This window comes from Arhodomonas sp. KWT2 (assembly GCF_041949875.1).
Classification (GTDB): Bacteria; Pseudomonadota; Gammaproteobacteria; order Nitrococcales; family Nitrococcaceae; genus Arhodomonas; species Arhodomonas aquaeolei.
Window position 1 is genome coordinate 122,168 of record NZ_JBHFPQ010000038.1, and the last position, 22,644, is coordinate 144,811.

The following is a 22,644-nucleotide window of genomic DNA, read 5'->3' on the forward strand; positions in this document are numbered from 1 at the left end:
GGCCTCCCACCGGGGGATCACAGCCGCCAGCGCGCACTGCGCTGCTTCATCCAGCGAAGCAGATCCCGCGCCGGCATCGGACGACCGAAGAGAAACCCCTGAACGCTGTATACCTCAAGGGAGCGCAGGTAACGTGCTTCGTCCGGGGTCTCTATCCCTTCAGCGACGGTCTCGAGACCGAAATTGTGCGCGAGCCACAGGATGGTGCGGGTGATCGCAGCGTTGGTCTCGTCCCGGTGCACGTCGGTGATGAATGCGCGGTCGATCTTGAGCGTGGTGATGGGCAGGCGATGGAGGTAGCTCAATGAGGAGTAGCCGGTACCGAAGTCGTCCACGGCGATGCTGACGCCGAGGCCCCTGAGATCGTTGAGCTTCTGGAGGTTCTCGTCAGAGATGTCGAACAGCGCCGTCTCCGTGAGCTCGAGCTCCAGGGACGGCGGCGGCAGCTGGTAATGCTCCAGGGTGTCGCGGATCGTTGCGGCAAACCCGGGGGCGCGCACGTCCTCGGCGGAGACGTTCACCGCAACCCGCTCGATCCCCACCCCCTGCCGACGCCATTCGCTCATGGTCGCGCACACGTTCACAAGCATGCAGTGATCGATTCGGGGCATGAGGCCGCACGTCTCGGCGACGGCAAGGAACTCCCCGGGCGGGACCAGCTCCCCGCTGGGCAGACGCCATCGCACCAGCGCCTCGACCCCCAGTATCCTGCCCGTCTCCAGACACAGCTGGGGCTGAAACCACTGCTCGAACTCGCCTTTCTCCAGCGCCTCCAGCAGCCGTGCCTCCGTGCGCACGAACCGTAACGCCTCCTGCTGGACCTGGCGGGAGTAAAATACCGGCCCGACATCGTCGGTCTCCGAGAGGGCGCTGGTCGCCCGGTCGAGGACCGTCGCGGCATCCGCCCCATCCTCCGGGTAAAGGCCGACGCCGACCCGCGGGGTAATGCGCACGCGCTCGTCACCGATCTCCACCGGCGATTCCGCGATCTGGCGGATTCTCCCGCACACCTCCAGCACCTCGTTCACCGTGGTGCCCGGGCGATGCAGCAGCCCCCATTCGTCCGTGGACAGCCGCGCCAGCGAGGCGGTATCACCCAGTAACGTCTGCAGGCGCCGGGAACAGGCGGTCACCGCCCGTTCAAGCGCATGGTGGCCGAAGGACTTGAGCACCCGGCCCAGGGGGATACGGATCACGGTCACCGGCAGCTGCCGGTTGAGCACCGACGCCTCACGTATGGCGGCGACCAGGCGGTCGAGGAACAGGCTCTTGTTCGGCAGCCCGGTCACACTGTCGTAGTTGACCAGGTAAGCCAGGTGATCGCGCTGGGCGATGGCCATGGAACGGGCGCGTAACAGCATGGCCACGCGCTCGCTGAACTCGCGGCGCTCGATCGGTGTGACGATGAACTCGTCGGCCACATCCCATAACGCCGCCAGCCGGCGATCCAGCTCGGAGCGCGAGAGCAGCAGCACGACCGGCAGGAAGGTCGGCGCCTCGCGCCGCTTCGCCTCCTGTAGCCGGCGGCGCCAGTGCCGGAATCCGCCGACGTCGGCGATGACCAGATCGAAGCCGTCCTCAGGCAACCCGCACTTGCCCGGCTCGAGCACCGTGCAGTGATCCTGTAGGTGGCCCTCGAGAAGGCGCCGGTTGCCGGAGGCGCCGAGCAGGAGCAGAACGCGGTCGGCAGGCACGGTATCGTCCACCGTGTCCGTCGCCACTCCGCGCCACGCCACCCCGTGGAGATCATCATACCGGTAGTTCAAGCCCTGCCTCCCCGTCGTCCGACGGTGTGCAAGTGGTTACACTGCTTCATCCCGGACCTGCCAGATCGCGGACGATTCGCAACAGGGCCACCTTGGCGACGGGTTTCTGCACCACGGTGCGGGCACCGCTCGCAACGGCACGACCACCGAGAGAGAGTTCCTCGGGCGCGGAGAGCACCACGAAAGGCACCTCGTTCGCCTGGAGGACCGCGCACATGGACCAGACCGACGGGCCGAAGCCCGAGACGTCCACGAGCGCGAGCGCCGGCATCGGCGGCGCCGCCACCGCATCGGCGAGCGCGGTCTCGTCGTCGATGCCGATACCGCGATAACCGAGGCCCACCAGCGCCTCGCGGATCACGGCGACGTTGCCCGGGCGCTTCATCACGAGAAGGACGTCCTTGCCCCTGTCCGTCATGACTAAGGGTTCCGCTGTCGCGCCTGCGCGGTCATGAGGCCATCTCCCAGACCACGCAGCGGTTCCCCCCGACGGATGCTGCCCTCGTTCAGCTCGAAGGCGTAGAGCGTGTGGTCGAAATCGCTAAGCCGCTTCTTGAGCACACTGATCGACTTGCACATCTCACCATCCAGCTCGACATAGCGCAGACAGATCACGTTATCGGCCAGATAGCTGATACTGCGCTCGGAGATGCTGCTCTGCCCGCTCATGGCCTCGATCTCGTTGATCAGCAGCACCGTCACTCCGACACGCGCCAGGGATTTTGCCAGCGCGTGCAGTCGCGCCTTGATGCCCTCGCCGTCCAGGGCCAGCTCGAAGCCGGCGATGCTGTCGAGCACCACCAGCTCCACACCCTCCTTGTCGACGTGTTCGCGCACACGCAGGGCGAACTCGTCGGCCAGGTAGCGCATCGGCTCGATCTGCTCAATGGTGAGCCGTCCTTCACGCGCAGGCTCACGCAGCTCGATACCGAACCCCTCGGTACGCGTCAGGTACGAGGCCATCTCCTCCTCGAAGAGATAGATTCCGGCACGCGTCCCACGGCGCAGCGCCTGCGCAACGAACAGCGAGGCAAAGGTCGACTTGCCGATACCGGACGGACCCGTGACAAGCGAAACCGTCCCGGCCTCCAGCCCACCGCTGAGCATGTCGTCGAACGCCGCGATCCCCGTCGACCAGATCCCCCGCTGCTGCTCGGTGAGCTTGCTCTCGGGCGGACTCGGGCGCGGAAACACCTCCAGCCCACGTGCGCTCACGCGCATCTGATGAGGCCCTTCCCGGAACCCGGAACCGCGGAATTTGGTAACGCTCAGGGACGCGCCGATATCGTCACGGCCCAGCGCGATCACACCGTCGGCCATGAACTGGAGGTCGTCGTCGGGCAGGTCCCGGCTGCTCTCCGAGGAGAACAGTACGGTGGCGCCCCGGTCGCGCAGAAAGCGCAGGAACGAAAGCACCTGCTTTCGATACTGGAAAACGTCGCTGGAGAGAAACCGCAGCTGGGTGAGCGAGTCGACGAACACGCGTGTCGGCGTCTCGGCCTCCACCGCGGAGACCACGAGCTCCGCCAGCGGCTGCTGCTCGACGTCAGCCGAGGCGAAGACATCGTAGCCCTGCTGGCCGGTGAAGAATTCCTCGTCCGGGGCCAGGCTGAGAAACCGGATGCCGTCTACATCGATACCCACCGAGGCGGCATTCGTGCGCAGCTGGTCCTCGGCCTCCTGAAAGCCGATGAACAGTGCGTTGCCCTCATCCCCGGCCGCTGCGAGAAAATTCAGGCCGAGCGTGGTTTTGCCAAGGCCCGGCCCGCCACGCACCAGATACGCCGAGCGCGGCAGCAGCCCGCCGTCGAGGATGGTATCCAGCCCACCAATCCCGGTGGACAGTCGGTCTCCGTCTCCACGCATGCCCCCTCCTTGAACCTGCCCATCGCACGGCTTGCCTTACGATGCCGGCACCTGTTTTTCGTGCTTCCCGCACCTGCAAATTAGTTCAGCACACGAATAGTGCAAATCATTATCAGAAAAGGCACTTAACGCCGAACGACGGTTTTTTCTGCAACCAGTTCAGCGGCGCCCCACCGGCGGCGTTTGCCCCATGCGTTGATTTCCGGATAACGCTCGTCAAAAATCGTCGCGGGGACGTTCACTGCCGCTCGATCGGCGACACAGCAGGGGCATCGATGACGGAGACAGCGACCCAGGTGCTCATGGCCCGCCAGCCTATCTTCGACACCGGGGTGAACGTCGTCGCCTACGAGCTCCTCTACCGCAGTCCGGACGGCCGCGGTCCCGGCGACCTGGTCGACGGCGACCGGGCGACGAGCGAGGTCCTGATCAGCCGCTACACCAGCCTGCACTGGTCCGGCGGCAGCAGTGTCGTGCCCGCCTTCGTCAATCTGCCGCAGGACATGCTCGAGGCCGAGTCGCTGCCCGCCGTTCCCCCGGCGGAGCTGGTCATCGAGGTCCTCGAGGACGCCTCGCCCACACCGGCACTGATCACCGCCCTGGAACGCTACCGCGAGACCGGCTACCGCATCGCACTGGACGATTTCGCCCATGCAGGACACCTCGAGCCCCTGATCGCCCTGGCGGACGTCGTGAAGCTCGATGTGCAGGCGCTCGGCGAACGCGGGCTGGCCGAACAGGTCCGGCTGCTCGCACCCCACAACGTAACGCTGCTCGCCGAGAAGGTGGAGACGCGCGAGGAGTTCGAGCACTGCCGCACGCTCGGCTGCACGCTCTTCCAGGGGTACTTCCTGCGCCGTCCGGAGCTGCTCACCGGGCGTGTACCCGAGAGCAACCGCATCGTCCTGCTACAGCTGCTGGCCGCATTCGCTGACCCGGACGTGTCCACCCGGCAACTGATCGAGCTCATCGAACGCGACCCGCCGCTGACCTATCGCCTGCTGCGCGTGCTCAATTCCTGCGCCCTGGGTGTGCGTCATCCGGTAAGCAGCCTCAAGGAGGCGCTGGTGCTGCTCGGGCGCCGGGAGGTACACAAGTGGGTCGCCCTGCTGGTGCTCGGCGCCCGGGACGGCACGCCCACGGAGCTCGTGCGCCAGGCACTCACCGTCTCGCGCATGTCCGAATTGCTGGCCGGACGCAGCGGCCGCGCCGATCCCGACCGGGCGTTCTTCGCGGGTCTGCTCCGCCACATGGACGCCCTGCTCGACATCCCGCGGGAGACACTTCTTGCCGAGATCGATATCGGAACGGAGATTCGGGAGGCACTGGAAGGCGGACACAACGACGTCGGCGACGTCCTGGGCAAGGTATGCCTGTTCGTCGACGGCCGCTGGACCGAGCTGCCGCGCGGGGACGACCCGGCGATGCTGCAGGGCTGCTACGCGGACAGCCTGGACTGGACCAACGAGACCATGCAGAGCATGTTTTCGGTGGCATCCGATCCGTAGTCGCCGTCACCGTCACGACCCATTGTGCACCACCCGGCGGCCTTCCCCGGGCATCCACGCGGCACCGGGCGAAAACACGGCATGGGCCGGCTAGTCGCCCGGATGCCCCTCCCGGAACCGGGCCACTTCCCCCATCAGCCAGTCGATGAAACGAACCGCCAACGGCGGCGGCTCGCCGGCCGCCGGTGTGATCAGGCTATAGCCGAACGGCGAAGGGAATGCATAGCGTTCGCCGAACGGGCGCACCAGCACCCCGCTGTCCAGGCGGTCCGCCGCCACGACCCGTCCCACCAGCGCAACACCGCGGCCGGCGATGGCCTGGTCCAAGGCATGACTGAATAGGGAATAGTGCCACTGCACCGGGGCCGGCACCCCGGCGGCCCCGACGTGGTCCAACCAGTGCCGCCAGGTGGGAATCGCCGGCTCGGTGCAGGAGACATGAATCAACGTGTGCCCCGCCAGGTCAGCCGGCTCCTGCAGCGGCGGACCACGCTCCAGCAGCGCCGGCGAACACACCGGAAACATGGGGTCGGAGAGCAGCGGCCGGTCCTCCACGCCGGGCCATGGCCCGGTACCGTAGCGGATGGCGAGCCGGGCACGGCCGTCGTCCCATTCCGGCTGCGTGAGCACCTCGCTTGCCTCCAGCGCGACCTCCTCCCCGCGGGCATCAAAGCCCGCCAGCCGGGGCAGCAGCCAGTGCTGCACGAACGAGGGTGGAGCGGAGATCGACAGGCCGGCGCGCGGCAAGCGCTGGGCCTCCCGGTAGGCCTCGGCGAGCCGGTCCAGCCCTGCCCCGGCACTCTCCGCGAGACGCCGGCCCGCCGCGTTGAGACGCACGCCGTGGGCGTTGCGCTCGAACACCGGAAAGGCCAGCCGGGACTCCAGCTCCTTGACCTGCCGGCTCACCGCACCGGCGGTGACGTGCAGCTCCGCAGCGGCCTGCTGGAAACTCTCATGGCGCGCGGCAACAACGAACGCACGCAACGCATTGAGTGGCAGGCGCTCGATCATAGGTTGAGTATTCCTGACCCTCGTGCGGTGAATATATCGTTCGTCCGGCCGTCGGGCCAGTGCTAGCCTTCCCCGGACAATGGTCGAACCCAACAGAGGAGAATCGGCATCGTGGCGGAGCAGGCTGGCGGAGGTGTCGCGATAAGGCAGGGACTGGACGGCCAGGCCATCGCGCTGATGACGGTCTTCTGCATCGCCCTGGGTCTGCAGCAGGTCGCCATCAAGGCCGTGGCCGGGGACGTCGCGCCCCTCGCCCAGATTGCGCTGCGCTCAACCGCTGCCATGGTTCTGGTATGGATTCTCGCCCGCCTGCGCGGCCTGACACTGTTCGATCCCTCGCGCTTTGGCCCCGGCGTGCTGGTAGGGCTCGGCTTCACCAGCGAATTCGCCTTCGTCGCGATCGGACTGAACTACACGCTGGCCTCGCACATGGTCGTCTTTCTCTATACTGCGCCGGTGTTCGCGGCACTCGGACTGCACCTGCTCGTTCCCGGCGAACAACTCGCGCCGCGCCACTGGCTCGCGGTCGCGCTCGCCTTCATCGGCCTGGTCATCGCGATAGCACCTACTGCCTCCGACGGCGACGGCACGAGCGCCATCGCCTTCGGCGACTTCCTCGGGGTCCTCGCCGGGCTCTGCTGGGCCGCCACGACCCTCGTGGTCCGCCGCAGCGGGCTCTCCGAGGCGCCGGCGCTACAGACGCTGTTCTACCAGCTCCTGACCGCCGCCACACTGCTTATCCCCGCGGCCTGGATCGCCGGCGACCTCGCCGGGGCACGCCTGACCGGCGAAGCCATGGCGAGCCTGGGCTACCAGACGCTCATCGTCTCCTTCGCCGCCCTGCTCATGTGGTTCGCCCTGCTGCGGCGCTACCTCGCCTCCCGGCTCGGCGTGCTCTCCTTCCTCTCGCCCCTGTTCGGCGTGGCCTTTGGCGCGCTGCTGCTCGGCGAACCGCTGAGCATGAACTTCATGGTCGGCGGCGCGGCGATCCTCGCCGGCGTGGTCTGCATCAACCTGTAGGCGGCCCCCCATCGCCTGTATCGAGCGCGGCATCCAGCGCCCGCAGAAAGCGCTCGACCACCGGCGAATGGGCCGGCACGGCACGCCGGACACACCACAGGGGGCGTCGCAGCGAGAGCTCCGGCACGTCGACGAAGCGCACCCCGCCCCGGACACTCGCCTGGGCCGCGGCCAGCCGGCTCACACAGGCCAGCCCCGCGCCGGACGCCACCGCACGCACGATCGCGCCGCTGTCGTCCATCACCAGGCCACCCCGGGGCACCGGGTGCCCGGCAAGTGCCAGGCTCTGCTCGAACACCGCCCGGGTCCCGGACCCGGGCTCGCGCACGACCCAGGGATGCTCGGCCAGCGTCGCCGCCGACAACCCCTCCACCGGATAGTCGGCCGGCGCGATCACCTGCAGCGCATCGGTACGCCAGGCGGAGACGTCGACATCGTCCCGCTGGGCCGGTCCCTCGATGAAACCCACGTCCGCCTCCAGTGCAGCGACGCGCGCCTCCACCGCCGCGCTGTTGCCCGAGAGCACCGTAATCCGCAGGCCCGGGTGCTGCCGGCCGAGCCGTGCCAGCGCGGCGGGCAGAACGTAGCGGGCAATGGTGTTGGAGGCGGCAACCTGCACCTCCCCGCTCAGCTCTGCCGCGGCATCCCCCGGCGCGAGCTGCGCGGGGACGTCCTCCAGCGCCGCCATCGGGGCCGCCACGAGTTCCAGCAGCTGACGCGCCGCCGCCGTGGGCACGATCTCCCGGCCGCGACGCTCGAACAGCGTGATCCCGAGGGCGTCGGCGAGCTCGTGCACGGCCTGGCTGACCGCCGCCTGACTGAGGTGCAGCGTCGACGCCGCACGCTTGACCTGGCCGGTGCGCACGACCGTCGCGAATATCTCGAGCTGGCGCAGGGTGAAGCGGTTCATCGGCACAACAATTCGGCGTCACCTAAGTTATAAATAAATAATAATCGATTTTGCGAAATAATTCCCGCCGGTACCGTCTCGCCATCCTTTACCGACGGAGACTGGACATGCCCGCCGACACCACTACCGCCCGCCGGCCGGCCCCGGCGCTGGACCGCATCGCCACCGTCGCTCCGGGCCTGACCCTGTGCGCCGTGCTTGCCGGCCTGTCCTACGCCATCACCGCGTGGCCGGCGCTCAACAAGGCAGTTCCGCTGAGCGCGCTGACCGTGGGCATCCTCGCCGGCGTCCTGGTACGTCTGTGTGTGCCGATCCCGGCGGCCATGGAACCCGGTATCCGCTGGACGCTGCACTACGTGCTGCGCACTGGCATCGTGCTTCTCGGCTTCCGGCTGGTGGTGCAGGACATGCTCTCGGTCGGCATGGGCGGCCTGGCGCTGGTCGTGCTCGCCGTAGGCAGCACCCTCACCCTGGCCGTGGTGCTCGGACGTGCGCTCCGGCTGCCGGACACCCTGAGCGTGCTCGTCGGCTCCGGCACCGGGATCTGCGGCGCCTCCGCCGTGGTGGCGGTGGACGGGGTGGTCCGCGGCCGGGAGGAGGATGTCGCCTGCGCCATTGCCATCGTCACCGTCTTCGGCACCATCGCGATGTTCCTATACCCGGCCCTGGCGCCGTCGCTGGGGCTCAACGAGGCCACGTACTCCGCCTGGGCCGGCAGCTCCATCCACGAGGTCGCCCAGGTCGTGGCCGCCGGCTTCGCCTTCAACGACCAGGCCGGCGTCGACGCGAGCCTGTACAAGCTCTCCCGCGTCGCGATGCTGGCCCCGGCCTGCGCCGCCCTGGCGATATGGTGGCGCCGCCGGGAGCGGGACACGACGACGGACACCACCACGGCCCGGCACGCGCCGGTACCGCTGTTCGTCGTGCTGTTCGTCGTAATGGTGGGCGTGAACTCCTTCGCCCCGGTTCCCGCGCAGCTCCATGACACCCTCGTGACCGTCGACTCCGGCCTGCTCGCCGCCGCCATGGTCGCCATGGGCCTGCACACCCGGCTGGTGGCCGTGGCGCGTCTCGGCTGGCGGCCCCTCGCCCTGGGCCTGGCCATGGCGATATGGATCAGCCTGCTGGCACTGGCAGGTGCCGTGCTCACAACCGGGTGAGACCACCGGAATGGCAATAAAGGCCGCATGACCATGCGGTCTTTGAATTCCGTCACTTGAGCGCTGAATCCCGGGGGGAGCGGAGGTTCGCGACGCTCGCCCTCGCGGCATTAGGATCGCGATCACGGAAGGAGGGAAATGGCGTCCCCAACGGGATTCGAACCCGTGTCGCCACCTTGAAAGGGTGGTGTCCTAGGCCGGCTAGACGATGGGGACGCTGCCGTGCAAGCGGGCGAAATACTAGGCGGGCGCCCCCACGGTGTCAAGCGACGCCGGACCGCAGTGCCCGGCGCTGTCGAGGGGTGCGACTTGCCCCACGGAAACGCCCCGTTGCCCTGCTACACTCGTCGCCGCAATACCGCGACAGAGGACCACCATGCAGGACGCTGACAGTCTCCTCCAGGAAAACGGCGACATCGCCGCACGTCTCGACCTGGCGTGTTACCTGCTGCGGTGCACGAGCAATGTCGTCATCGTCACCCTGGACGGCGAACTGACCGCCAGCGGAGTGGCTGCCCAGCTGGCCCGGGCCCTTGCCGGCGGGAGTGAAACAGCGGCCGCGATCATCGACGTGACGACGGCGCACAACAACGACCACCTGGCCGAACGCCTGCTCCTCGACCCGGGCACGGACCCGGGGGAACCGGCAGCGGCGGATCAGCTCTCGCGCCGGCTCAGGAGCCGTAATCTCTCCCTGGCCGTGGTCGTGGAGGATGCGCACGGGCTCTCGGCACGCATCCTCCAGTCCCTGCTCACCCTGAGCCGACTCGTCAGCCAGCGCGACGCGAACATGCCCATCGCCCTGCTCTGTCCCGAGGCGGAGGCGGACCGGCTGGAGGTCCTCGCCCAGGAGGCCGGACGGGCGGCGGACCAGATCCAGCGCATCCGTCTGGCGCCGCCGGAATCAGAAGCAACCGCAGCCGCGGCAGCACCCGTGACGCGGCGCCGCCGTATTCATCCCGTCTGGCTCGCGCCGCCGCTCGGCGCGGTGGCGGTCGGCGTCCTCACCTACGCACTCCTCGCCGGCGGACCGGACACCGGGGACACCAGGACCACCTCGCTCGATATCGAGCCGGAGCCGGCGTCCAACACCGCGAGCGCAACGCTCGCGGACGACTCAACCACCGACGGAGACCAGGGCTCCGCCGATCCGGTAGCCGGCGCCGATACGAAGCGCGTCGACGTCCCCGACACGGGTGACACGCCGCCCTCGGTGAGCCTCCCGCCGGAGATCGCCGCGGGCAGCGCCCTGCTCAACCGGCCCATCCCGGCGCTGCCCGACGCACTGATTGAGACGATCGAACGCAACGAGACCGACACAACCGACAACGGCGAGGGGGAGACCGCCACCGAAATCGCGAGCGCGGACGCCGCCGCACCGCCAGCCAGCGGCGCGGGTTCGAGTGACGGCGAGACCGGGACGTCCGCAGGTGAGCCCACGCCGGCCGCCGAGGAGAACGGGACACCGGAGACGCAGACCGCCTCCACCGACACGGCGGCAGAGTCCGCGCCGGAGACGGCGAAGGAAGAGCGTGACGAGGAGGCACCCGCCGAGCAGCCCCGGACAGGCGAGGACTGGCTGGCCAGCCGCGACGGCGGACGCTACACGCTGCAGCTCATCGCCGGACGGAAGAAGCAGACCACCGCGAACTTCCTGGACGCCCACCCGGAGGTCCGCGACTCGGCCCGGGTGGTCACGGTGAGCGGCGACAACGGCACGTGGCATCTCGTACTGCTCGGCGACTACCCTTCCCGATCGGCGGCGATGCGGGACGTCCCCGCAAGCATCGGGGCCGACAACGTCTATCCCCGGCGCTTCTCGTCAGTGCGCAACTGAGCGCCCACGACGGACGCCATGACCAGACAGGGACGTCGCGCACGGCCTACCGTGCTTCGCAGCCACGGGCAGATCGGTTGCCAGGGGCAACCGACCCACGGACGTGCCACGCCCCTCTCCCCCTGCGGGAGAAGGGCCGGGAGAGGGGTTCTCCCGTGGCCGACGGGTCTTGTAAACCCCGTGCCCGTGAAGGGGCCGGTGCGGTAGGTTGACTGCTCCTGGCAGCCAACATCCCGTCCCGCGTGCGCGGGCGACGTCGACTGCCTTGAGCGGCCGGACTTATAACCCTGATGTCCGCGCGTTCCTCCAGCGTCTACGCAGGCGGGGCGAAGCCAGCATGGCCGCGTTGGGGCGGCCATGCGCAAGCCCGTCCACATATGTTCCGGCGTCATCAGGGACAGACCCTCTATACTCCGCAAATCGCCTGATCCGCGAGACAGTCCCTACCTGAACGTCGGGATCACGAGCAGGCCGATTGCCCGCAGGCAACCGACTTCATGTAACGGCCTTACCGGCCACCCCCGCGGGTCGGGCGCTGAAGGCGCGCGACCCCGCCGAGCGGTTTACGGGAAACGTCGCACGCGGCCTGAACCGCCGTGCACGACCCCGCCGGATACACCGTCCCGGGCACCATGACGGCCCGCTGCCTCGCCATCCTGAATGAAGGGGAAAGGTAATGATTCCGGAGGTCCAAAACAAAACGGGCGGATCCGAGGATCCGCCCGTCTTAAAGTAGAAACGCCCTGAGGTTCAGGGCGTAACCACCGGTTTTGTTTGGTGGAGCCAGGCGGGATCGAACCGCCGACCTCCTGCATGCCATGCAGGCGCTCTCCCAGCTGAGCTATGGCCCCGTGCGTTGGAGTGCGTATCCTATCGACCGGCCCGGGGGTCGTCAACCCTCCTGGGGCTGATCGACCACATTCTCCGCGATCCACGCCTCCGCGGCCTCGATACGGCGCAGCGTGGCCTCGCGACCGAGCAGGGCCAGGGTCTCGTCGATCGGCGGCGAGACGGGGCCGCCGGAGACCGCGACGCGCAGGGGCTGCGCCACCTTGCCGAGCTTGAGCTCCTGGCCCTCCGCCACCCCGCTGACCGTCTCGTGGATCGCCTCGGTCTGCCACTGACCGAGCCCGGACAGGGCCTCGCGCAACGCCGCGAGGACGGGTGCCGCCCCGGCCTTGAGGTTCTTGCGTGCCGCCTTCTCGTCGTAGCCCTCCGGCTCACGGAAGAAGAACAGGCTGTTCTGCGCCATCTCCCGCAGGGTCTTTGTACGCTCGGCCTGCGCACTGACCAGGGCCTCCAGCGACGGTCCCCCGGCCGGATCGACACCCATCTCGCCCAGGTGCCAGGCCAGGTGGCGTGCCACGTGGGCCGGGTCGCCGGTCTTCATGTAGTGCTGGTTCAGCCACTGGAGCTTGGAGCTGTTGAGGCTGGAAGCGGAGTGGTTGATGTCGTCGATGTCGAAGAGCTGGATGAGCTCATCCAGGGTGAAGATCTCCTGGTCCCCGTGGGACCATCCCAGCCGCGCGAGATAGTTCAGCACCGCCTCGGGCAGGTAGCCCTGATCGCGGTAGTCCATGACGCTCGCCGCGCCGGTGCGCTTGGACAGCTTCTTGCCGTCCTCGTCCAGGATCATCGGCACGTGGGCGTACACCGGCGGCTCCACGCCCAGGGCCTGGAGGATGTTCACCTGGCGCGCGGTATTGTTGACGTGGTCGTCGCCGCGGATGACATGGCTGATGCCCATGTCCATGTCGTCCACCACCACGACGAAGTTGTACGTCGGCGAGCCGTCGGCACGGGCGATGATGAGGTCGTCGAGCTCGCGGTTGGCGAACACGATGCGGCCCTTCACCCGGTCGTTGACCACCGTCTCCCCCTCCAGCGGGGTCCGGAAACGGATCACCGGGTCTCCACTCGCGTCCGCCGGCGGCTCGGTGAGGTGACGGCAGCGCCCGTCGTAGCGGGGCTTCTCCTTGCGCGCCATCTGCGCCTCGCGCAGCGACTCCAGCCGCTCGCGGGAGCAGTAGCAGCGATACGCCCTGCCCTCCTCCAGGAGGCGGTCGATCACCTCCGCGTAGCGGTCGAAGCGCTCGGTCTGGTAGAACGGCCCCTCGTCGTAGTCGAGTCCGAGCCAGGCCATGCCCTCGAGGATCGCATTGATCGCCTCGGGGGTGGAGCGCTCACGGTCGGTATCCTCGATGCGCAGCACGAAGTGGCCGCCGTGCCGCCGGGCATACAGCCAGGAGAACAGCGCCGTGCGTGCACCACCGATATGGAGATAGCCGGTGGGACTGGGGGCGAAACGGGTCTTTACGGTCATGTGCGCCTTCCGGAAAAGGGGGTTCGAACTCGGGCCCGCTCGGCAGGGCCCGCCGCCGCTGAAAGGCCCGTTATGCTAGCAACTCACGGAGCAAAGGCGAAGCGCGAACGCGCACCCGAGCGTTGACAGCGCGGCGGCGGCCGAAGTACTCTACGCACCGCGCTTTCGGGCGGTTAGCTCAGCGGGAGAGCACTGCCTTCACACGGCAGGGGTCGCTGGTTCGAACCCAGCACCGCCCACCAGAACGGCACAAGGGCCCGGGATGATGCCTCCCGGGCCTTTTTCGTTTACGCCCACGGCACTCCGGCTCGTGCCCCCACCCGTGACCGCTAACGCGGGGAACGGTGGCCAAGTACCTCCCTGACACGGCGTTCGGATGCAGGGGTCCCTGACCCGAGCCAGGGGTAAACGCGGACGTCACCCCCCAACTCGGACGCTAGCTCATCGTGCCACCGGTCCGCGTAGTCGGCCCATGCCGCGAACCCGCCACTCTCGTCCACACCGCCCATGCCCCGCATGTCGGGCTCAATGAAGACTTCGACATACGCCGGGAAGCCCACGGCAGCGACACGCTTCACTTCACTCCGCATACCGGCCCATTCCCGGAGGCGGCGATCAACTTCACGGTCGTTCATGAGGATGACTCCCGTTTGAAAGAACACCCAGGCCAGTGTGCGGGAGACCGCCGTGGGACTGTTTTCGAGCGGCCCGCACCGAAGACAGGACACCGAGGAATGCTCACCCACGGCGCCCTCGAGGCCGGGGCGAACCCTGAGGCGATCGTGGAGACGCGGAGTGTCGCCGTGCTCGTGGGCGGCGGACCATCGCTGACGTACGCGACCCACGTCCTCGAGGCGATGGAACAGTTCCGGGCCGCCAGGGGCTGACCGCCAGCGGCGTGCGCGCGCCGCGAACGGAGCCGGACACGGTTGTCTCCAGACGGGCGGGGCCACGGGATCGCGGCCCGGTTTCGGGGTCCGGAAACCGGCAGGCCCGGGGGGCGAAAGCGGATGGCGCACGCTCCGCGCCCCGCGGGCCCACGCTGGCCCCGGCAGTCAGTCCGCCTCGACACCCTCCCGGGTAATGCCCTCGGCGATGGTCGAGCGGCGCACGCGCAGGCTGCCGGCGCCGTCGTCCTCCTGGACGACCTCGATGCCGGTGTCCTCGCCGTCGTCGTTGCCGGCGGTGGTGGCGTGCGAGACGGTGGCAAACAGCCCGCCCGCGCTCTCCTCCTCCAGGACGACGCCCTTGCCGCCGTTGCCCACGGCCCTCACGCGATCCAGCATCCCGGTCACGCCGCCGGCGTCCTCCTCGGAGAGCTTGAAGCCGTCGTCGTGATTGCCGCTGGCGTCGGTCGCGATGAAACGCACCCGGGCGTCGCCGTCGCCGCCCTCGTCGAAGTCCACGCCCTCGTCGAGGTTGCCGCGCACGATCGAGCCGTTCATGGTCGCCGTCAGCGAACCCTCGCCGGCCTCGTCGAAGTCGATGCCGTCGTCCAGGTCGATCCCGAACTCGTAGGCCGCGACGCTGCCGGACGCGTATGTCGAGACCTCGCGCTCGAAGCAGCTGTCGTCCAGCGTGCCGGTCACGACGGGTGGGACGTCGTCCCCGACGGTCGCGCCATCGGCCTCGTTGAACTCGCGCTCCGCCGGCTCCGGCAGGTGACCGGCCAGCAGCCCAGGGTCGCAGTAGCCGCCGTTGTCACGGAACTCGCTGGCGTTGACCTCGGCATAGACATCGCCGCTGTCGCCCTCATCGAGCTCGAGCCCGTCGGCACCGATATTGGTGAACGAGGAATCGTCGACGAACAGGTAGATGCCGCCTGGACCACGGTCGTCCACGCGCACGCCGTCGGCGTCGAAGCCGCCGTAGCCCACATGGTCGACGCGCACGCCGTTGAGCGTGAGGGAGACCGAGGCGTCCGAGCCCTGGCCGCCGCCCCCGCTGCCGGCGCCGCAGTCGTCGGCGAGGCTGCAGTCGGATATGTGCACCCCGTGCCCCGCGACACCGGCCACGGAGACCCGGTCCAGCTCGACGCTGACCATGCCGGTCTGATCGTCGCGCACGTCGACGAAGATGCCCTTGCCGGCCTCGCCGTCGATGTCGCCGCGGTTCTTGATGCTGTAGTCCCCGCGGCCCTCGAACGCGAGGTCGGAGACGGTGAGATCGGCGCCCTCGGTCACCGCGAGCAGGGTGACGTTGCGCCCGGTGCGCACCGTCTGCCCGCTGCCCTCGAGGGTCAGCGCCGCGCGTGCCGAGTAGGTGAGCGGGCTCTCGATAGTGACGGTGGTCACCGACGGCGCGATGAACACGTGGCTCGCCTGCTGACGCTCGAGGGCGTCGCGCAGCGAGCCCTTGCCGGAGTCGTTGCCGTTGGTCACGAGGGCGGTCCCGTCGGCCGCCGCCGTCGCGGGGGAAAGGATGGCGCCGGCGAGCACCAGCGCTGCCGCCAGCGCGCCGCCGTTGCGGATTGCCGTTTTCATTCCGTTCTGCTCCTGTGTACGCCATGGTGCAAAGGCACCGGTGACCATGGCAGAACGGTGTTCCAGTCCCGTTACACTGGCGGTGGCGGCATCAGCCCCCGGACCCCGAATCGATCCGCTGCCAGCGCTCGGCACGCCAGACCATGCGCAGCCGCGAGCGCACCTCGTCGCGCTCCTGGTAGACGCCCTGCAGCCAGCGTGCACCGGAGCCGCCCTCGAAGGCGTCGCGGGCGTGGAGCAGCCGGCGGTTGTCGAAGATCACCAGGTCCCCGGGCTCATAGTCGAAGCGCATGGCCAGGTCCGGTTCGCGCAGCAGTCGCTGCAACGCCATCAGCGCCTCGTAGGCAGGCTCCACCTCCTCGAACGCCGTCATCAGCGGACCACGGAGAAAGTCGGCAATGCGCACCTCCTGCAGCCTGCCCCGCGCGTCGACGCGGATCACCGGACTGTGCCAGACGTAATCTGTGGTCCGGGCGGTGTTCGCAAAGCACCAGGACACGCGGGTCAGGGTCTCGTAGGCCGCCGGCTCGGTCTCGCGCAGGCGCTCGGCGACCGCGAAGCCGTCCACCATCACCGCCTGGCCGCCAACGGCAGTGTTCTCCAGGCAGTGCAGCATCTGCAGTCCCGGCTGGTACTCCCGGGTGGGCAGATCGACGTGCAGCGGCAGGGCAATGGACGTGTAGGCGTTGCTGTCCGGCTCCGGCTTGGCGCGCACGTTGAAGATCTCACCGAAGTTCGTCGGCCGCAGCGGTCCGATGCGCGCGGCGACCCGCCGGACCGTATCCGGCTCGGCCGGCAGCCGGCGCAGGCGGACGACGCCGTCGCCGAGCAGCACCTCGAGCGCGCGGCCGAGCAGGCCCTCCGCCTCGGCGCTGTCCTCCGCCTGGCCCAGCCAGTCGCCCGCGTCCAGGGTCACCGGGGCGGTCCGTTCGCGGCCCGTCCAGGTCGTGACCGGCACCAGCGGCGCCTCGGGGTCGCCGGCGTTGGAGTAGTCGTTGGCACGGAGCCAGCCGGGATGGAAACGCAGGGTCCGGCCTTCGGGGCGGAACGTCACCCACAGCGCGCCGGCGTCGTCCAGGCCGGCGGCCTCGACGGTCGGCCATGCGCCCAGGCCCGAGAGATCCAGGATGCGCTCGCGGGTGTCCGGGTTGACGGTGCTCTCGTCCGCGGCGTTCTCGCGCAGCCACACGCTGTGGTAGCGGCTCACCCGGCCGTCTGTCCAGCGCAGGGTCAGGACGCGGTCGTCGTGATCCACCGAGTGGAGGGCGACCTCCACCGGCCAGGCGTCGTAATCCGGCGTCGGCGGCAGGCTCGTCTTCGCCAGCGCATCCGTCATCGGTGATGCTCCTGTATCAACGTGTCCAGCGAACAGGATGCCCGCGGGATTCATACACAGTTTGCCTTGATTCGCCGGGAAATTTGCGCCATTCGCCGTCGCCGTGCATTCCGGTATACCCCGCCGCATTGACGGCTCAATACAAAAACACGGCGAATACAATCAACATCCCCGCACAGCGGCCACGGACACTATTGTGTCAGCGGACACCGGCATGCCGTCGTTCACGAGCGAACCGGGGCCGGCGCGGCCCCGTCGTCATCCGGCGTGGCGCCGTGATGGCCGTGACGGCCCGCCCCGCCAAGGCGGTCCGCGATGCGTAGACCACACAGGAGTAGTCATGAACCGCGATGTGATCATCAGTTGCGCCGTCACCGGTGCCGGTGACACCCCGGGCAAACACCCCGGGGTGCCGGTCACCCCGGCCGCGATCGCCAAGGCCGCCGTCGAGGCGGCCCGCGCCGGCGCCGCCATCGCCCACATCCACGTGCGTGACCCGGACACGGGCGCCCCCAGCCACGACCCGGCCCTCTACCGGGAGGTGGTCGAGCGGGTCCGCGCCGCCGACACGGACGTGGTCCTCAACATCACCGCCGGTGGCGGCGGCGACTGGGTCCCCAGCGCGGAGGACCCGAGCCGCGGCGGGCCCGGCACCAGCCTGCAGACCCCGGCGGAGCGGCACGCCCCGGTCGCCGAGCTGCGCCCGGAGATCTGCACGCTGGACTGCGGCACGTACAACGCCGGGGACGCCGTATACCTGAGTACCGCACCCTGGCTTCGCGAGCAGGCGGGACTCATCCAGGCGAGCGGCGTGAAGCCGGAGCTGGAGTGCTTCGACCTGGGCCAGGTCCGCTTCGCCCGGCAGCTCGTCTCCGAGGGGCTCATCGACGGCGATCCCCTGTTCCAGCTCTGCCTGGGCATTCCCTGGGGCGCCGAGGCGGACCCGGAGACCATGCTGGCGATGCGCAACAAGCTCCCGGCCAACGCGAGCTGGACGGCGTTCGGGATCGGCCGGTTGCAGATGCCCATGGCCGCGCAGTCCGTGCTCCTGGGCGGACACGTGCGTGTCGGCCTGGAAGACAATCTCTACCTCGACAAGGGCGTATTCGCCAGCAACGCCCAGCTCGTCGAGCGCGCCGCCGGCATCATCACGCGCCTGGGCGCCCGGGCGGTCACACCGATGGACGCCCGCCGCATGCTCGGCCTTCGCAACCCCCATGAGTGAGGCAATGACGGACACTGCACAGACTCCCGCCATCGACCGGGTGGCCATCGTCGGCGCCGGCGTCATCGGCGCCGGCTGGGCCGCCCGCTTTCTCGCCAACGGCCTGGACGTCACGGTGACCGACCCGGACCCGGACGCCGAGACACGGCTCAACGCCGCCGTCGACACCGCCTGGGCCACGCTGGCCGGGCGCGGCCTCGCCCCCGGCGCGAGCCGCGAGCGGCTGCACTTCACCACCGATCTGGAGGCGGCCGTCGCCGGCGCGGGGCTCATCCAGGAGAACGCCCCGGAGCGCGAGGCCCTCAAGCGGGAGCTTCTCGCCCGCATCGACGCCGCCGCGGAGCCGAACGCGCTGATCGCCTCCAGCACCTCCGGGCTGAAGCCGAGCACCCTGCAGGCGGACTGCGTCCACCCGCAGCGCGTGCTGGTCGCACACCCCTTCAACCCGGTATACCTGCTGCCGCTGGTGGAGCTGGTGGGTGGCGAGCGCACCGACCCCGCCGCAGTGGAGCGCGCCACCGCCGTCTACCGCGCCGCCGGGATGCGGCCGCTGGTGGTACGTCGCGAGATCGAGGGCCACGTCGCCGACCGCCTCATGGAGGCGCTGTGGCGCGAGGCGCTGCATCTGGTCAACGACGGCGTGGCGACCACCGAGGAGGTGGACGCCGCGGTGGTCTACGGCGCGGGCCTGCGCTGGTCGCTGATGGGTACCTTCCTCACATTCCACCTCGCCGGCGGCGACGCGGGCATGCGCCACATGCTCCACCAGTTCGGTCCGGCCCTTAAGCTGCCGTGGACCCGGCTGGAGGCCCCCGAGCTCACCGACTCGCTCATCGAACGCGTGGTCGAGGGCTGCGAGCATCAGGCCGCCGGGCGTTCCGTCGCCGAGCTGGCCTCGCGGCGCGACGAGTTCCTCTCCCGCCTCATCGACCTGGTGAGCGAGTACTGGCCGGAGGCCGAGGGCATTGAAGGCAGGATCTGAGGCGCCCGCCGGCGCGGCACTGACCGTCCTGGAGACCGCCGTCGCGCCGGCCTGGGTGGATTACAACGGCCACATGAACGATGCCGCCTACGCCGGCGTGTTCAGCCAGGCCACGGACGCGCTGATGGAGTGGCTCGGCATGGACGCCGCCTTCCGGTCCGCCGCGGGCTACACGATCTACACCCTGGAGAGCCACATCCGCTACCGGCGGGAGGCCCACGAAGGCGATGGCCTGCGCGTCGAGGCCTGGCTGGCGGACCACGACGCCAAACGGTTGCAGGTGCTGATGCGGCTGTGCGATGCCGCCGACGGCACCGTGCTCGCCACGGGCGAACAGATGCTCATGGGCATCGACACGGGGAGCGCACGACCGGCGCCCTTTCCCGCCCCGGTGGCCGCAAACGTGGACCGGTTGTGGCAGGGCCATGCCCTGCCCGCCGGGCACGACTACGGTCCGCTCACGACGCGGATCCGTCGTCGTTGACCGCACCCCCGACCGGCGCCGCCAGGCCACTGCGGTCCCGGCTCGGGGGCGCCCCGAAGCGACGGCGGTAGGCCCGGGAGAAGCTCGCCGTGGAGCCGAAACCGCAGGCCAGTGCCACCTCGAGCACGCTGCGGTCCGTCTCCTGCAGGAGCTGGCGGGCGTGCGCCAGGCGCAGCTGCAGGTAGTACCCCACCGGGCTGGTCCCGAGCCGCTCGGCGAACAGCCGCTCCAGCTGTCGCTGGGAGATGCAGCAGTGGGCCGCAATGTCCGCCACGGCAACGGGCTGGGCCACGTTCACGCTCATGTACTCGATCGCGTTGACCAGGATCGGGTTGTGCACGCCCAGCCGTGCGGCGACGCTCATGCGCTGGTGATCGGAGCGCTCGCGGATGCGCTGGTAGATGAGCTGCTCCGAGACGGCCATCGCCAGCCCCGGCCCGTGATCGGCGGCGATGAAGCGCAGCGCGAGGTCCATGGTCGCGGTCCCCCCGGAACAGGTGACCCGGCGGCCGTCGATCTCGTACAGCGCGGTGGTGGTCTCGATGCCCGGGAACAGCTCCTCGAATGCGGGGATGCTCTCCCAGTGAAGGGTCACCCGGCGCCCCTCCAGCAGCCCGGCACGGGCGAGTACGAATGCGCCCGTATCCACGCCGCCGAGGGTCCCGCCCTGCCCGGCCAGCCATTTCAGCCACTGCAGGACCGCCGCCGAGGTGTGGCGCTCGTGGTTGAAACCGCTGCACACGAACACGGTCGGCTCGCTGGCGTCCTCGCCAATGGACGCGTCGGTGAGCAGGGTCATGCCGTTGCTTGCCGCCACGGGCATGCCGTCGACGGAGTACAGCGACCACTCGTAGAGCGGCTCGCCGGCGCAGCGGTTGGCGATGCGGAAGGGCTCGACGGCGGCGACGAAGGCCATCATCGAGAATTCCGGGAGCAGCAGAAAGCCGAGGCGCCGGGGCCCGGCGGTCATCGCCCCTCCCCGGCGTAGCCCCTGCGGGTCAACGGCGCTGTCGCCTCGCCAGACACGCTGAGACCCGCTCAGCGCCGCGCGGCAGGCACGATCTTGAGGGTGTTCGTGCCACCCCGTTCACCGGCGCGATCGCCCTTGGTGATGATCACCAGCTCGCCCTCGGTCACGGCGCCGATCTCCAGTAGCTGACCGACCGCCTCGCCGTCCAGCACGTCCCGGCCCGGCACCGTCGGGTCGAAGCTCACCGGGTGCACACCGCGGTAGAGCGTCACCCGCCCGCGTGTGCGCTCGTGTTCGGAGAGCGCGAATATGGGGATGCGCGTGCTCAGCCGTGACATCCACATCACCGTCGCCCCCGACTCCGTCATCGCCGCGATCGCCCCCACGTCCAGCCGGTTCGCCGCGTCGATCGCCGTCTTCGCGATGGTCTCGTCGATGCGCCGGCACGGCGTGCTCAGCGCGTGCGCGTCCGGGTCCAGCGGACCGTCGTCCGAGGAGTGCTCAGCACCCACGCACACCTCGGACATCGCCGTCACCGTCTCCACCGGGTAGTGCCCCACCGCTGTCTCGTCGGAGAGCATCACCGCGTCCGTGCCGTCGATCACGGCGTTCGCCACGTCGAGCACCTCCGCGCGCGTTGGCACCGGGCTGTCGACCATGGACTGCATCATCTGCGTCGCCGTGATCACCACGCACTCGCGGCGCCGCGCCAGCCGCATGATCCGCTTCTGCACCCCGGGCAGCTCGGCGTGTCCGATCTCCACCGCCAGGTCACCGCGGGCGATCATCACCGCGTCCGCACTGTCCATGATCGATTCCAGCGACTCCAGCGCCTCGCGGCGCTCGATCTTGGCGACGATACCCGCCTCGCCGCCGGCGCGCCGCAGCAGCTCGCGCGCCTCGTCGATATCGTGGCCGTCCCGCGGGAACGAGACCGCCAGGTAATCCGCATCCAGCCGCGCGGCGAGCTCGATGTCGCGGCGGTCCTTGTCGGTGAGCGCGCGCACGGACAGGCCGCCACCCAGGCGGTTGATGCCCTTGCGCGCCGAGAGCGTACCGCCCACTTCCACGCGGGTGTGGATTCGCCGGCCCTCGATACCCGTCACCCTCAGGCGGATCAGCCCGTCGGCGAGGAGCAGGATGTCGCCGGCGGCCACGTCGTCCGGCAGCCCGGCGTAGCCCACGCCGACGCCTTCCGCGGTGCCGTCTTCGGCACCCAGCGTCGGGTCCAGGAAGAAGGCGTCACCGCTCTCCAGTGCCACCGGCCCGTCCCGGAACGCCTCCACGCGGATCTTCGGCCCCTGGAGGTCGCAGAGCACGCCGACGACGCGTCCGGCCTCACGGGCAGCGGCGCGCAGGGTGGCGGCGTTGGTGGAATGGTCGTCGGCGCTGCCGTGGGAGAGGTTGAGACGGACAACGTCCACACCGGCGTCGACGATCCCCCTCATCGCGGCCTCGCCGGCCGTGGCGGGCCCCAGGGTGGCAACGATCTTCGTCTGGCGTACCTGTTTTTTTGTCATGGCTACCGAGCCTGCATCAACGCGGCGATCCTGTCGAGCGCACCGGAGGTGCACCGGACGCCGTCATGGAGGAAGACCGCAGGCATCGCCTCGTGTCCCGTCACCGCCCGGCGTTCATGAGCGCGACGGTGGTGTCGAGCATCCGCGAGGAGAAGCCCCACTCGTTGTCGTACCATGCGCACGCCTTCAGCAGCGTCCCGCCCGTGACCTTCGTGAGCGTGGCGTCGAACACCGACGAGCGCG

Annotated in this window: 18 protein-coding genes, 3 tRNA genes and 1 pseudogene; 9 read left to right on the top strand and 13 right to left on the bottom strand. The window is 69.3% G+C overall.

The annotated features are described in order from the left end of the window. Positions 1–17 precede the first annotated feature (17 nt). Genes ACEZHJ_RS06780 through ACEZHJ_RS06790 form a run of 3 tightly spaced genes read right to left on the bottom strand, consistent with a single transcriptional unit; the run spans position 18 to position 3,632 of the window. Positions 18–1,766: a bifunctional diguanylate cyclase/phosphodiesterase gene (locus tag ACEZHJ_RS06780; RefSeq protein WP_163139234.1), complete on the bottom strand. Its 1,749-nt coding sequence runs from the start codon at positions 1,764–1,766 to the stop codon at positions 18–20. A gap of 46 nt (positions 1,767–1,812) precedes the next feature. Further along, positions 1,813–2,184 (bottom strand): response regulator, encoded by a 372-nt coding sequence (locus tag ACEZHJ_RS06785; protein WP_018717166.1) that lies wholly within the window; start codon positions 2,182–2,184, stop codon positions 1,813–1,815. Between the two features lie 2 nt (positions 2,185–2,186). Next, positions 2,187–3,632: an ATPase domain-containing protein gene (locus tag ACEZHJ_RS06790; protein WP_375036358.1), complete on the bottom strand. Its 1,446-nt coding sequence runs from the start codon at positions 3,630–3,632 to the stop codon at positions 2,187–2,189. Between the two features lie 275 nt (positions 3,633–3,907). On the opposite strand from ACEZHJ_RS06790, the gene ACEZHJ_RS06795 reads away from it, so the two are divergent. Then, positions 3,908–5,140, top strand: coding sequence for an EAL and HDOD domain-containing protein (locus tag ACEZHJ_RS06795; RefSeq protein ID WP_375036359.1), 1,233 nt, complete (start codon positions 3,908–3,910; stop codon positions 5,138–5,140). A 90-nt stretch (positions 5,141–5,230) separates the two neighbouring features. Here ACEZHJ_RS06795 and ACEZHJ_RS06800 read toward each other — a convergent pair whose 3' ends face one another. Further along, entirely contained in the window at positions 5,231–6,151 is a 921-nt protein-coding gene (locus tag ACEZHJ_RS06800) for a LysR substrate-binding domain-containing protein (RefSeq protein ID WP_163142454.1), read from the bottom strand. A 111-nt stretch (positions 6,152–6,262) separates the two neighbouring features. Between ACEZHJ_RS06800 and ACEZHJ_RS06805 the strand changes: the two genes are divergently transcribed. Further along, positions 6,263–7,171 (top strand): DMT family transporter, encoded by a 909-nt coding sequence (locus ACEZHJ_RS06805; protein ID WP_018717170.1) that lies wholly within the window; start codon positions 6,263–6,265, stop codon positions 7,169–7,171. On the opposite strand, the gene ACEZHJ_RS06810 is transcribed toward ACEZHJ_RS06805, so the two are convergent. After that, a complete protein-coding gene (locus ACEZHJ_RS06810) occupies positions 7,161–8,081 on the bottom strand; it encodes a LysR family transcriptional regulator (protein ID WP_163143326.1) in 921 nt (306 codons plus the stop codon). The genes ACEZHJ_RS06805 and ACEZHJ_RS06810 overlap by 11 nt on opposite strands. A 107-nt stretch (positions 8,082–8,188) precedes the next feature. Between ACEZHJ_RS06810 and ACEZHJ_RS06815 the strand changes: the two genes are divergently transcribed. Continuing rightward, positions 8,189–9,241: a YeiH family protein gene (locus ACEZHJ_RS06815; protein WP_375036360.1), complete on the top strand. Its 1,053-nt coding sequence runs from the start codon at positions 8,189–8,191 to the stop codon at positions 9,239–9,241. Between the two features lie 139 nt (positions 9,242–9,380). Here ACEZHJ_RS06815 and ACEZHJ_RS06820 read toward each other — a convergent pair. After that, positions 9,381–9,457, bottom strand: a tRNA-Glu gene (locus ACEZHJ_RS06820). Between the two features lie 160 nt (positions 9,458–9,617). Between ACEZHJ_RS06820 and ACEZHJ_RS06825 the strand changes: the two genes are divergently transcribed. Beyond that, positions 9,618–11,078 (top strand): SPOR domain-containing protein, encoded by a 1,461-nt coding sequence (locus ACEZHJ_RS06825; RefSeq protein ID WP_375036361.1) that lies wholly within the window; start codon positions 9,618–9,620, stop codon positions 11,076–11,078. Positions 11,079–11,853: 775 nt separating this feature from the next. Here the strand turns inward: ACEZHJ_RS06825 and ACEZHJ_RS06830 are convergent. Both ACEZHJ_RS06830 and gltX read right to left on the bottom strand, forming a co-directional pair. Beyond that, positions 11,854–11,929 (bottom strand) — tRNA-Ala (locus ACEZHJ_RS06830). Between the two features lie 41 nt (positions 11,930–11,970). Next, positions 11,971–13,401 carry a glutamate--tRNA ligase gene (gene gltX / locus ACEZHJ_RS06835; protein ID WP_018717173.1) on the bottom strand — a complete coding sequence of 477 codons (1,431 nt, stop codon included), beginning with the start codon at positions 13,399–13,401 and terminating at the stop codon, positions 11,971–11,973. A 167-nt stretch (positions 13,402–13,568) separates the two neighbouring features. Here gltX and ACEZHJ_RS06840 point away from each other — a divergent pair. Next, positions 13,569–13,643, top strand: a tRNA-Val gene (locus ACEZHJ_RS06840). 492 nt (positions 13,644–14,135) lie between these two features. Next, positions 14,136–14,288, top strand: a complete 153-nt coding sequence (locus tag ACEZHJ_RS06845) for a carboxymuconolactone decarboxylase family protein (RefSeq protein ID WP_163143658.1) — start codon at positions 14,136–14,138, stop codon at positions 14,286–14,288. A 168-nt stretch (positions 14,289–14,456) separates the two neighbouring features. Here the strand turns inward: ACEZHJ_RS06845 and ACEZHJ_RS06850 are convergent, their stop codons facing one another. Further along, positions 14,457–15,884, bottom strand: a complete 1,428-nt coding sequence (locus tag ACEZHJ_RS06850) for a hypothetical protein (protein WP_375036362.1) — start codon at positions 15,882–15,884, stop codon at positions 14,457–14,459. A gap of 91 nt (positions 15,885–15,975) precedes the next feature. After that, complete coding sequence (locus ACEZHJ_RS06855; protein ID WP_163141277.1) at positions 15,976–17,220, bottom strand: TauD/TfdA family dioxygenase; 1,245 nt, start codon at positions 17,218–17,220, stop codon at positions 15,976–15,978. 340 nt (positions 17,221–17,560) lie between these two features. On the opposite strand from ACEZHJ_RS06855, the gene ACEZHJ_RS06860 reads away from it, so the two are divergent. From ACEZHJ_RS06860 to ACEZHJ_RS06870, 3 genes are read left to right on the top strand one after another with little or no spacing between them, the layout of a single operon-like run. Beyond that, positions 17,561–18,445, top strand: a complete 885-nt coding sequence (locus ACEZHJ_RS06860; RefSeq protein WP_375036363.1) for a 3-keto-5-aminohexanoate cleavage protein — start codon at positions 17,561–17,563, stop codon at positions 18,443–18,445. A gap of 4 nt (positions 18,446–18,449) precedes the next feature. Then, on the top strand, positions 18,450–19,427 hold the full coding sequence (locus tag ACEZHJ_RS06865) for an L-carnitine dehydrogenase (RefSeq protein WP_163141280.1): 978 nt from the start codon (positions 18,450–18,452) through the stop codon (positions 19,425–19,427). Then, positions 19,411–19,911 (top strand): thioesterase family protein, encoded by a 501-nt coding sequence (locus ACEZHJ_RS06870; RefSeq protein ID WP_163141283.1) that lies wholly within the window; start codon positions 19,411–19,413, stop codon positions 19,909–19,911. Before ACEZHJ_RS06865 ends, ACEZHJ_RS06870 begins: the two co-directional genes overlap by 17 nt. On the opposite strand, the gene ACEZHJ_RS06875 is transcribed toward ACEZHJ_RS06870, so the two are convergent. The 3 genes and pseudogenes from ACEZHJ_RS06875 to ACEZHJ_RS06885 form a co-directional block, all read right to left on the bottom strand. Continuing rightward, positions 19,886–20,881, bottom strand: coding sequence for a GlxA family transcriptional regulator (locus ACEZHJ_RS06875; RefSeq protein WP_018717186.1), 996 nt, complete (start codon positions 20,879–20,881; stop codon positions 19,886–19,888). The two genes, ACEZHJ_RS06870 and ACEZHJ_RS06875, sit on opposite strands and share 26 nt — an antisense overlap. 68 nt (positions 20,882–20,949) lie before the next feature. Continuing rightward, a complete protein-coding gene (gene pyk / locus ACEZHJ_RS06880) occupies positions 20,950–22,401 on the bottom strand; it encodes a pyruvate kinase (protein WP_018717187.1) in 1,452 nt (483 codons plus the stop codon). Positions 22,402–22,501: 100 nt separating this feature from the next. Continuing rightward, a pseudogene (locus ACEZHJ_RS06885) lies at positions 22,502–22,644 on the bottom strand (erythrose-4-phosphate dehydrogenase); the annotation flags it as partial.